General features: G+C 71.8%; 10 protein-coding genes. 6 read left to right on the top strand and 4 right to left on the bottom strand.

Annotated features, from left to right (window positions below; genetic code table 11):
• Positions 1 to 69 precede the first annotated feature (69 nt).
• From AB4880_RS13935 to AB4880_RS13945, 3 genes are all read left to right on the top strand, one after another.
• The gene (locus AB4880_RS13935) at positions 70 to 720 is read left to right on the top strand and encodes a TetR/AcrR family transcriptional regulator (protein WP_367919814.1); all 651 of its coding nucleotides are present in this window, start codon (positions 70 to 72) and stop codon (positions 718 to 720) included.
• A 73-nt stretch (positions 721 to 793) separates the two neighbouring features.
• Complete coding sequence (locus AB4880_RS13940) at positions 794 to 1465, top strand: hypothetical protein (RefSeq protein WP_367919815.1); 672 nt, start codon at positions 794 to 796, stop codon at positions 1463 to 1465.
• Entirely contained in the window at positions 1462 to 2067 is a 606-nt protein-coding gene (locus tag AB4880_RS13945; RefSeq protein ID WP_367919816.1) for an acetoacetate decarboxylase family protein, read from the top strand. Before AB4880_RS13940 ends, AB4880_RS13945 begins: the two co-directional genes overlap by 4 nt.
• On the opposite strand, the gene AB4880_RS13950 is transcribed toward AB4880_RS13945, so the two are convergent.
• From AB4880_RS13950 to AB4880_RS13960, 3 genes are read right to left on the bottom strand one after another with little or no spacing between them, the layout of a single operon-like run.
• Positions 2041 to 2316, bottom strand: a complete 276-nt coding sequence (locus AB4880_RS13950; RefSeq protein WP_367919817.1) for a hypothetical protein — start codon at positions 2314 to 2316, stop codon at positions 2041 to 2043. The genes AB4880_RS13945 and AB4880_RS13950 overlap by 27 nt on opposite strands.
• 25 nt (positions 2317 to 2341) lie before the next feature.
• A complete protein-coding gene (locus tag AB4880_RS13955; protein WP_367919818.1) occupies positions 2342 to 3475 on the bottom strand; it encodes a fatty acid desaturase family protein in 1134 nt (377 codons plus the stop codon).
• Between the two features lie 9 nt (positions 3476 to 3484).
• Positions 3485 to 4645: a flavin reductase family protein gene (locus tag AB4880_RS13960; protein ID WP_367919819.1), complete on the bottom strand. Its 1161-nt coding sequence runs from the start codon at positions 4643 to 4645 to the stop codon at positions 3485 to 3487.
• Positions 4646 to 4773: 128 nt separating this feature from the next.
• Here AB4880_RS13960 and AB4880_RS13965 point away from each other — a divergent pair, with 128 nt between their 5' ends.
• The 3 genes from AB4880_RS13965 to AB4880_RS13975 all read left to right on the top strand — a co-directional run bounded on the left by AB4880_RS13965 (position 4774) and on the right by AB4880_RS13975 (position 7253).
• Positions 4774 to 5397, top strand: a complete 624-nt coding sequence (locus AB4880_RS13965) for a TetR family transcriptional regulator (protein ID WP_367919820.1) — start codon at positions 4774 to 4776, stop codon at positions 5395 to 5397.
• 101 nt (positions 5398 to 5498) lie between these two features.
• The gene (locus AB4880_RS13970; protein WP_367919821.1) at positions 5499 to 6122 is read left to right on the top strand and encodes a hypothetical protein; all 624 of its coding nucleotides are present in this window, start codon (positions 5499 to 5501) and stop codon (positions 6120 to 6122) included.
• 57 nt (positions 6123 to 6179) lie between these two features.
• Complete coding sequence (locus tag AB4880_RS13975; protein ID WP_367919822.1) at positions 6180 to 7253, top strand: alpha/beta hydrolase; 1074 nt, start codon at positions 6180 to 6182, stop codon at positions 7251 to 7253.
• A gap of 89 nt (positions 7254 to 7342) precedes the next feature.
• On the opposite strand, the gene AB4880_RS13980 is transcribed toward AB4880_RS13975, so the two are convergent.
• The gene (locus AB4880_RS13980; RefSeq protein WP_367919823.1) at positions 7343 to 8842 is read right to left on the bottom strand and encodes an MDR family MFS transporter; all 1500 of its coding nucleotides are present in this window, start codon (positions 8840 to 8842) and stop codon (positions 7343 to 7345) included.
• Positions 8843 to 9031: the final 189 nt, after the last annotated feature.

Genomic DNA, 9031 nt, shown 5'->3' on the forward strand with positions numbered 1-9031 from the left:
AATGTGTATGCCCGTAAACTTTGCAAGCGTTAACTTGGCACGAATGTGTGCGGGTGTCAACATGTGGTCGTGAGCACCTCCTCGACCGCCGGCGGCAAGCGCGGCTACCACCACGGCGACCTGCGCAACGCCCTCGCCCGCGCCGCGGCCGAGCTCGCCGCGACCGGCGGGCCGGACGCGGTGACCATCCGCGGCGCGGCCCGGGAGGTCGGCGTCACCCCAACCGCGGCGTACCGGCACTTCGAGAACCAGGCCGAGCTGCTCGACGCCGCCCGCGCGCTGGCGATGGACGGCATGGTCGCGGCGATGGGCGACTTCCTCGCCCAGGTGCCGGCCGGCGGCGATCCGGTGGAGCGGGCGCTGGCACGGCTGCGGTCGACCGGCCGCGGCTACATCCGGTTCGCGGTCGACGAGCCGGGGATCTTCCGGACCTGCTTCACCGGCGGTCCGCGCGAGGGCGTGGGTCCCGACCTGGACGACCCGGCGCCGTACCTGCTGCTGGGCGAGATGCTCGACGAGCTGGTCGCCGTCGGCCACCTCGCGCCCGCCGACCGGCCGGACGCCGAGGCCGGCCCCTGGGCCGCCGTCCACGGACTGGCGATGCTGCTCATCGACGGACCACTGGCCGATCTGGGCGAGCGCGAGCGCGCGGTCGCCATCGAGAGGACGCTCGACATGGTCGAGCGCGGGCTCGCCACGGGGCCGCACGCCCGACGCTGAGGCACCCACCCCCGCACCGACCCGCGATCGCGCCTGCCGCGCCAGGGGCCCGGCACGCACTAGGGTTCCCCAGATGAGCGAGGAGCTGATCGACTACGCCGCCTGGGGCGAGCGGTTCTTCGCCGCCGCCGTCACCGCCGAGCGGGTGCTGCGGGGCGTCAACGTCCTGGCCGGGCGCCCGATCGACGTCGGCCCGATGGGCGTCGGCCCGGGACGGATCGCGAAGGTCACCGCGAAGGGCGAGATCGGCACCGCCACCGGAGAGCGGGTCGGCGCCGACCCGGTGTCCTTCCACGTCGACCTGCCGGTGACGCTCACCTTCACCATCGACCTGGGCATGGACAAGCAGCGCTTCGACGCCGACGTCGTGCTCCCCCTGCGGATCACCGCGCACGCCCGCAGCGACCTGGCGATCGCGCTCGACGTCGAGCCGCCGAGCCCGGCGCAGGTCGTCGTCCGGCTCAAGGCGCAGGGCCTGCGCGCGTCGCTGACCAGCCGCGCCGCGAACGTGGAGGGCGAGCTGCGCCGGTTCGTGGCCAAGTACGTCGCACGCGAGCTGAAGCAGCCCTACGTCCGCGACGCGACGCTGATCGACGTGGCCGGCGCGGTCGAGCGCGCCGCGGCCGGACTCGGGCCGCGGGAGAAGAGCCCGATCGCCGACGAGCTCACCGACGCCCTGCCGGCGGCGATGGAGGCCGAGATCGAGCAGACCGCCCAGCTGTTCCTGGACGAGGAGAACGCGTGACCCTCTATCCCCCCGCCCCCTGGAAGATGCACGGCTCGATGTGGCTGACGGCCTTCCGGCTGCGCAGCGACGTCGACGAGCGTCGCCCCGCCGGCGTGTACGGCGTCGCGCTGGTCTCCTACGAGGAGCCCAGCCCGCTCACCTACCACGAGCTCCTGGTCGCGCGGACCACGAAGAACCGCGCCGGCGAGAGCGCCGTGACGATCACCGACATCTGGGTCGACTCCCCCGCCTCGCAGGCCGGCGGCCGCGAGCTGTGGGCGATCCCGAAGGACCTGTGCGACTTCGACCTCGACATGTCCTTCCGCGGACCGGTCACGTCGACCGAGTGGTCGACCACGCTGGAGCGGCGTCCGATCGCCGAGGCGCGGTTCACCGACATCTCCCGCGCGGCGCCGCGGGTGCCCTTCAAGGGCCTGGTCGAGCAGCCCGGCATCGCCGAGCACCCCGAGGTCGCCGACGTCGTGATGAAGGGCACCGCCAAGGCGCTGCCGTGTCGCGGCCGGTGGAGCTTCGCCGCCGACGGCCCGCTGGCGTTCCTGCGGGACGCGCGGCAGCTCGGCTCGTTCCGGATGTCAGGCTTCCGGCTGCACTTCGAGTGACTCCGGCTCCTCGCCGGCACCGAGCTCATCGGCCCCGAGCTCGTCCTGGTCGGCGAGCGCGCGCCGCGAGGAGTCCCGGATCTCGAAGATCTCGGTCGCGAAGCCGCCCACCGCGGCCGCGACGTCACCGACGGCGCGGGTCACGATGGTGGCGACCTCGCCGACGGTCTGCGCGGCCGCCTCGGCGCCCGCCTGGAGCGCGTCCTTGGCGATCTCGGCACGGGTCAGATGGTCGCGTCCGTCGCTCATGGGCGTCAGTCTCCCTCGCGGGGCCTCAGGCTGCCAACGAGTCCTCGGTCACGGATCCCGGTCCGCGCACGGGCGCGACCTTCGCCTGCCCGCCGGGGAAGGAGTAGCGCACGATCTTCTTGAAGACGCTGAACAGCTGCTGGTGCAGGCGCCCGGTGTTGTAGGGCAGGCCGTAGCGCTCGCAGATCTCGCGGACCTCGACGGCCATCTCCGGGTAGCGCCGCGCGGGCAGGTCGGGGAACAGGTGGTGCTCGATCTGGTGCGACAGGTTGCCGCTCATCAGGTGCATCAGCTTGCTGCCCTTGATGTTGGCCGAGCCGAGCATCTGGCGCAGGTACCAGTGGCCGCGCGTCTCGTTCTCGGTCTCCTCCTCGGAGAAGGACGCCACGCCGGCCGGGAAGTGACCGCAGAAGATGATGTTGAACGCCCACACGTTGCGGACCAGGTTGGCGACCGCGTTGCCCGCGAAGGTGAGCGGGAACAGCGGGCCGGTCAGCGCCGGGAACAGCAGGTAGTCCTTCACCGCCTGACGCCGGATCTTGCGCAGCAGGCCCGGGTAGAGCGGCTTGTTGTCGGCGAGGGTCCGCTTGCCGGAGACGATGTTCTCGACCTCGAGGTCGTGCAGCGCCACGCCCCACTCGAAGAAGGTCATCAGCAAGAACGCGTAGAGCGGGTTGCCGAGGTAGTAGGGCCGCCACTTCTGCTCGGGGTCCATCCTCAGGATGCCGTAGCCCACGTCGCGGTCCTTGCCGACGATATTCGTGAACGTGTGGTGGATGTAGTTGTGGGAGTACTTCCACTGCTCGCCCGGGCACACGGTGTCCCAGTCGAACATCCGGGAGTTGAACGCCGGGTCGCCCAGGAAGTCGTACTGGCCGTGCATGACGTTGTGCCCGATCTCCATGTTGTCGAGGATCTTCGACACGCTCAGGCAGGCGACGGCGGGCAGCCAGCCGATCACGGGCAGGTAGAAGAGCGCGCGGCCGGCGACCTCCATGCTGCGCTGGGTCTTCACGACCTTGCGCAGGTACGCCGCGTCCTCCTCGCCGAGCTCGGCGATCACGCGCTGGCGCAGGGCGTCGAGCTCGGCGCCGAGCCGGTCGATCTGGTCGGCCGTCAGGCCGTGGTACTTCTCGTCGATCAGGGTGTCGGTGCTCATCAGGTCTCCTCAGAGGTCGATGTGGCAGTCACCGGCGGCGGCGGTGACGCAGATGCGGACCTCCTCGTCCGGCAGGGAGGACTCCTCGCCGGTGAGGACGTTGCGGACGGTGCCGGCGGTCTTGGTGCGGGTGCAGGAGAAGCAGATGCCCATCCGGCAGCCGAACTCCGGCTTCAGGCCGAGCTCCTCGGCCTGCTCGAGCAGGCTGGCGCCCGAAGCGGCGACGGCCTTGCCGGAGCGGGTGAAGGCGACCTCGCCCTCGACGGTCTCGCCGTCGCCCGCGCGGGCGGCCCGCGCGACGGCCGGCTTGAAGAACTCCATCCGCAGCCGCGGCGAGAGGACGCCATCGGCGTCGGTGTAGGCGTCGGTGACCAGCTCGACCAGGCCCGGCGGGCCGCAGAGCCAGGTGTCGGTGTCACGGAAGTCGGGCACCAGACGGCGCAGCTCGAAGGCGCTGAACAGCGCCTCGCCGTGCCGGAGCTGGACGTCGACGCGGTTGTCGGCGGCCGCGATCGCGGCCAGCTCGTCGGCGAAGATCTGGTCGTCGGCGCTGCGCGCGAAGTGCAGGAAGGTGACCTTGCGGCCGGCGTGGCCGTCGTACCCGTCGCGGAGCAGGGTGCGCACCATCGACATCGCGGGCGTGATTCCCGAGCCGCCGGTGATGAAGAGCAGGTGGTTGTTGGTCGGCGTCGCGGGGCTCTCGACGAGCGTGAACTCGCCCTGCGCCTGGCTCAGGTGCAGGATCGTGCCGGGCTGCGCCTCGCGCACCAGGTACGACGACACCTGCCCCTCGTCGTGGGCGCGGATAGTGAGCGTGATCTGCTCCCCCGGCGCCGAGGCGGCCGAGGAGATCGAGAACGCCCGGGTGTGCCGCTTGCCCGAGCCGGGCAGGTCGACACCGACGAGGACGTGCTGACCGGCGCGGTGGCCGCGCCAGGTGCTGGTGGGCTGGAGGGTCAGCGTGGCGACGGGCGCCGTACCGGTGCCGGCGGTCTCGCGGTGGACGGACACGACGCGAGCACGCACCTCGTGCGCGGCCCACATCGGGTTGAACCGCTCGAGGTAGCGGTCGACGCCGTGCGGGGTGGTCAGCGCCGCGGCGAGCCGCGAGCGCAGGAGCCGCCCGGCGAGCCGGCCCGCGGGGGCCGGCGGAGAGATGAGCGCGGACATCGCGCCTCCTTCGTGGCGGAAGTTTGGGTGTACGTCCGTACACCGAAACTCTGACGCGAGGGCTGCCCGATGGTCAACAACCCGACCGCGTGACAGTGCACACATGTTCACTCACGTAGACTGCGGCCATGACCGAGAGCCGGGTGGAGCGCAAGGAGCGGACCCGCCGCGCCATCCTCGACGCCGCGCTCGCGCTGTCGGAGGAGTCGGCGCTCGTCGCGCTGTCCCTGCGCCAGGTCGCCAAGGAGGTCGGCATCGTGCCGACCGCCTTCTACCGGCACTTCCCCTCGATCGAGGACCTCGGCCTCGCGCTCGTCGAGGAGTCGCTCGACACGCTGCGCGCGCTGCTGCGCGAGCTGCGCCGTACGGCGGGCGACGACGCCGGCACGATCATCGACGGCTCGGTGGCGGTGCTGGTCGAGCAGGTGCGCGGCGACCACGCCCACTTCGCGTTCATCGCGCGTGAGCGGTTCGCCGGCCCGGCCGGCGTACGGCAGGCGATCGCGCGCGGCATCGAGCTGGCCGAGCGTGAGCTGGCCACCGACCTGGCCCACCTGCCCGGCACCGACGTCTGGTCCGAGCACGACCTGCAGACCCTGTCGGCGCTCATCGTCGGCGCGATGGTGACCACCGCCGAGCGGCTGATCGCCGCCGAGCCAGGCTCCCCCGCCGAGAAGCGGATCGCCGACGCGGCCCGGACCCAACTGCGGATGATGCTCGTCGGCGCCCGCAACTGGCGCTCGCGCGACTGAGCCGAGCCACGGCCGACAGCCACCGACAAACCGCCGGCAACCAACCGCGGACTTTCGGCGTCACTCCTGGTGCACCATCAGCACCCACCCCAGGAGAACCCATGTCCGTCTCGGCCCGCCGCCCCCTCCTCGCCCTGCTCGCCCTCGTCGCGGGCCTGCTCCCCCTGACCACCAGCACCGCCGCCACAGCGGTCACCGCGGGCACCGCGGGCACTGCGACGGCGGCGCACCGGACCCGCGTGGTGGTGCGCGTCGCCGACTGCGAGGGCTGCGCGGTCTTCCTGCAGCAGGGCCTGCGCCACCACTGGTGGAGCAGCCCCACCCGGCAGGTCCACGACGGCAAGGTCGTCTTCTCGGTAGCCTCACGCCACACCCGCGGCATGTCGATCGGCATCACCGGCCCCTGGGAGGCGACCACGCCGCACCCGTCGGGCTTCCAGGCGATCGTCACCCTGCGCTACCGCGGCGTCGCCGCCGGCGCGCGGGTCACGCAGGCCGTCGCGCAGGGCAGGCGCCGCGGCAACGCCTGCCACCCGGGGACGACGGCCGACCGGATCGTCTTCCACGTCGCGGCTCGCAAGGTCCGCATCGCCGGCAACGGCGGGCCCGCCGACACCACCCTCGCCTGGGCCAGCCCGCAGACCCGCGTGATGGCGGGGACGAGCCAGCGCGTCTACGGCGGGATCTTCGGCGCCCAGGACATCGTGCCGTGCTTCCCCAGCTGACGTAGCACGTGTCACGTTCGGTGGACGGGCGTGCACCGGGACCGCCACCATGTCGCGGTGCCCGCCTCCCTCCTGACGTCCTCCGCCCGCACGGCAGCCCGCAACGCCTGGGCGATCTCGCCGCTCGGCCCCGGCGTCGAACAGTACGACGGTCTGCCGGCCACCGTCCTCGCCGACGAGCCGCACCGCCGCCTGGTCCGCTACGACCGCGCGACGTCCGCCACTGCGACGCGACCGGTGCTGCTCGTCCCGCCGCTGGCGGTCTCGGCGCGCTGCTTCGACCTGCGTCCGGGCCAGAGCCTGGCGGCGCACCTGCTGGCGAGCGGGCGGGCGACGTACCTCGTCGACTACGGGCAGATCGGCTTCGCCGACCGGGCGATGGGCTTCGAGACGTGGATCGACGACATCCTGCCGACCGCGATCCAGCTGGTCCTGGCCGACCACGCCGCGGCCGGCGACCCGGTCGACGGCGTCGACCTGGTCGGCTGGTCGCTCGGCGGCACGATGAGCCTGCTCACCGCGGCCGCCCACCCCGACCTGCCGATCGCGTCGCTGACCGCTCTGGGGACGCCGATCGACTACACCCAGATCCCCGCGATCCAGCCACTCGTCGTCGCCGACCGGCTCCTCGGCACCCGCGCGGTCACCGCGCCGACGGCGGCCCTCGGCGGCGTCCCGCGCCACCTGGTCCGCGCCAGCTATCGCGCGATGGCGCCGAAGCGCGAGCTGACCAAGGCTGTCCACCTGGCCCGCAACATCCTCGACACCGAGGCGCTCGCCCGGACCCTCGCCATCGACGGGTTCATCGGCGAGATGCCCGGCTACCCGGGCCGCGCGTACCACCAGATCCACACCCGGCTGATGGTCCGCAACGAGCTGGCCACCGGCATCGTCCGGCTCAGCGCCGACCGCGAGATCCGGCTGCGCGACGTCACCGCGCCCGTGCTCTTCGTCGGCAGCGCGACCGACAACATCGCCGACGGGCCGGCGGTCGAGGCGGGCGCGTCCGTCGTACCGGGGGCGCGCTATGCCGCCGCCGACGGCCTCAGCCACCTCGGCCTCGTCGCCGGCCCGCGCGCGAGCGAGGTCAGCTGGCCGCTGCTCGACGCCTTCCTCGAGCGGACTTCCTGACGGAAACTGGCGCTTCCTGACGGTTGCAACCGTCAGGAAGCGCAGGAATCCCCGCTGAAGCGGGGATTCCCACGCCTACGCCGCTGGGCTCAGTGGCCCCCGTGGCCACCCGCCGGCGCGTCCGCCTTCGACGGCAGCAGCAGCGCCATCGCGACGACGACCAGGCCGATCGCGGCGCCGGCCGCGAACGCCCACTGCAGACCGCCCATGAAGGCGTCGACCGGGTGCTCGCCGGCCTTGACCAGGTGCTCGGTGCGGTTGGTCATGATCACGACGAGCAGCGCGGTGCCGATGGCGCCGGCGACCTGCTGCAGCGTGCCGAGCAGCGAGCTTCCGTGGGAGTACAGCTGCGGCGACAGGTCACCCAGGCCGATGGTGAAGACCGGCGTGAAGATCGCCGCCAGGCTGGCCATCAGCGCGACGTGCAGCACCAGGATCACGATGTACGGCGTCTCGGCGCCGATCCGGCTGAGGCCGAACAGCAGCGCCACCATCGCGACCGCACCCGGGATGACGAGCGGGCGGGCGCCGATCCGGTCGTAGACCTTGCCGACCTGCGGGCCGAGCAGACCCATGGTCAGGCCACCGGGCATGACCAGCAGGCCGGTCTGCAGCTCGGTCAGGCCGCGCAGCTCCTGCAGGTAGAGCGGCAGCAGGATCATCGAGCCGAGGAAGGCCATGAAGCCGGCGGCCATCAGCACGAGCGAGACGGTGTAGTTGCGGTGGCGCAGCGTGCGCAGGTCGAGCAGCGGGCGGTCGAAGCGCTGCAGGCGCACCTGGAGGACGGCGAAGGCCGCGACCAGGACGACACCGGCGCCGATCAGAGCGGTCGGCAGCGGCCACTCGGTGTTGCCGACCTTGCTCAGGCCGAACACGAAGAGGCTGAAGCCGGAGCCGGCCAGGACCACGCTGAGCCAGCTGATCGGGCTGCTGTTGGTCTCACCGACGTTCTCGAGCTGGCGGAAGCCGAAGACGCCGACGAGGACCGCGATCGGGAGTACGGCAACGAAGATCAGCCGCCACGAGCCAAGCTCGAGCAGCACGCCGGACACGGCCGGGCCGAGCGCCGGGGCGCACGACATCGCGAGCGTGACCTGACCCATCACCCGGCCGCGGTCCTCGGCGGCGACGACGGTCATCAGCGTGGTCATCAGCAGCGGCATCATCACCGCGGTGCCGCCGGCCTGGACGACGCGACCGACCAGCAGGACGGCGAACGACGGCGCGAGCCCCGCGATCAGCGTGCCGGTGCTGAAGGTCAGCATCGCGGTGGCGTACGCCGTCCGCGTGGTCACCCGCTGCAGGAACCAGCCGGTCACCGGGATCACGGCCGCCATGGTCAGCATGAAGACGGTCAGTGCCCACTGGGCGGTGGTCGAGGTGATCTTGAAGTCGGTCATCAGCCGCGGGACGGCGTTGACCATGATGGTCTCGTTGAGGATCACGACGAAGGTCGCGGCGACGAGGAGCTTGATCACGAGCGGGGTCCGGCCGGGCGCGGAGGTCGCGCCGACGAACTCCTGCTCGTACGCCTGGATCTCCTCGTCGGGGAGGTCGCCGGTCTGGGCGGGCCCGGTGGGCGCAGTCATGACAGGTCCTATCGGTTGGGTGGCATGGTCCAGCGGTGGCCGACCAGGTGACGCCTCGGACGAATCGGGATCGGCATTCGCTTCACTACGTCCACGAACCGGCCGACACCTTTTCGACAGCGCCCGCGAAGAAAACTCATCGGTTCTTCTTCAGGCGCTGTGGAGATTCAATCGTCCACCACCGACAGT

Origin of the sequence: Nocardioides ginsengisoli (assembly GCF_039537225.1) — a bacterium.
Lineage (GTDB): Bacteria > Actinomycetota > Actinomycetes > Propionibacteriales > Nocardioidaceae > Nocardioides > Nocardioides ginsengisoli.

Excerpts from the sequence above, each read along its gene's own strand:
- AB4880_RS13940 (WP_367919815.1), top strand. The coding sequence starts at position 794 with ATGAGCGAGGAGCTGATCGACTACGCCGCCTGGGGCGAGCGGTTCTTC.
- AB4880_RS13950 (WP_367919817.1), bottom strand. The coding sequence starts at position 2,316 with ATGAGCGACGGACGCGACCATCTGACCCGTGCCGAGATCGCCAAGGAC.
- AB4880_RS13955 (WP_367919818.1), bottom strand. The coding sequence starts at position 3,475 with ATGAGCACCGACACCCTGATCGACGAGAAGTACCACGGCCTGACGGCC.
- AB4880_RS13960 (WP_367919819.1), bottom strand. The coding sequence starts at position 4,645 with ATGTCCGCGCTCATCTCTCCGCCGGCCCCCGCGGGCCGGCTCGCCGGG.
- AB4880_RS13965 (WP_367919820.1), top strand. The coding sequence starts at position 4,774 with ATGACCGAGAGCCGGGTGGAGCGCAAGGAGCGGACCCGCCGCGCCATC.
- AB4880_RS13970 (WP_367919821.1), top strand. The coding sequence starts at position 5,499 with ATGTCCGTCTCGGCCCGCCGCCCCCTCCTCGCCCTGCTCGCCCTCGTC.
- AB4880_RS13980 (WP_367919823.1), bottom strand. The coding sequence starts at position 8,842 with ATGACTGCGCCCACCGGGCCCGCCCAGACCGGCGACCTCCCCGACGAG.